The sequence below is a fragment of the Pantoea sp. CTOTU49201 genome (assembly GCF_032054795.1).
GTDB classification, from domain to species: domain Bacteria; phylum Pseudomonadota; class Gammaproteobacteria; order Enterobacterales; family Enterobacteriaceae; genus Pantoea; species Pantoea symbiotica.
In genome coordinates, this window is sequence record NZ_DAMBSA010000325.1 from 4,644 (window position 1) to 5,338 (window position 695).

General features: G+C 57.8%; 1 protein-coding gene. It reads left to right on the forward strand.

Going from position 1 to position 695, the window contains the following annotated elements:
* A partial coding sequence (locus RTY00_RS18965; RefSeq protein ID WP_312665508.1) for an MFS transporter occupies positions 1 to 695 on the forward strand: 695 nt, incomplete at both ends.

Consider the following 695-nt stretch of genomic DNA (forward strand, 5'->3'; position numbering starts at 1 on the left):
GTGGAGTCTGATTGCAGGCTATGCGCGGAGAATGGTGGTTCCATCACTGCAGGGACGCGCGTTGGCGCTCGCCATGGTGGGCACGCCAATCGCCCTTTCGCTCGGTGTTCCGGCCGGAACATGGATGGGATCATTGCTGGGATGGCGTCTGACTTTTGCTGCGATGTCCGGGCTTTCTATCATTCTTATTGGCTGGATTCTGCTGGCCGTGCCGAACTATCCCGGCCAATCTGCCAGGCAAAAAATGCCGCTTGGCGCAGTATTACGACTGCCCGGCGTATGTGCCGTGCTCGGCGTGGTGCTGACCTGGATGCTGGCGCATAACATTCTCTATACCTACATCGCGCCGTTCATTGCTTCAGCCGGTCTGGCGCATCGCGTGGATGTGGTGCTGCTGATCTTTGGCATTGCGGCATTGGGCGGAATATTCATTACCGGCAAGATCATTGATACCCATCTGCGTAAGGCTGTGCTGCTGTCACTCTCCATCTTTGCTGCGGTGTCGGTCGTATTTGATCTGAGTACGCCAACCCCCGCCGTAATCTATGCGGGAATTGCCGTTTGGGGACTCACTTTCGGCGGTGCCGCGACGCTGCTGCAAACGGCGCTGGCAGATGCCGCCGGTGAATATGCCGATGTGGCGCTCTCCATGAATGTCGTCACCTGGAACAGTGCTATCGCCCTCGGCGGTTTGA